This is a genomic window from Rhizobium ecuadorense, assembly GCF_001187535.1.
Lineage (GTDB): Bacteria > Pseudomonadota > Alphaproteobacteria > Rhizobiales > Rhizobiaceae > Rhizobium > Rhizobium ecuadorense.
Genome location: NZ_LFIO01001076.1, coordinates 1 through 213 on the forward strand (window position 1 = coordinate 1; position 213 = coordinate 213).

Sequence of the window (213 nt, forward strand, 5' to 3'; positions counted from 1 at the left end):
AATTCTGCCCAAATACTCTGCGGCAATTCGCAGCTGCTCGGTCCGCAGTTCGAGATTCACATCTGTCTGCGATAACGCCGCCTCGAGCGCTGCTAAACATTTCGTTAGCGAATCTTTATGCCGCTGCCGGCTGGGAATCGCCATGGACAGACCGGCGAAACGTTTCTCGACGATATTGCCGATCAACCGTCGTAGTTCCGGCAAACCGACACC

General features: G+C 54.9%; 1 pseudogene. It reads right to left on the reverse strand.

What is annotated here, in order from left to right:
- Nucleotides 1-213, reverse strand: a pseudogene (locus AF337_RS21520) (tRNA uridine-5-carboxymethylaminomethyl(34) synthesis GTPase MnmE); the annotation flags it as partial.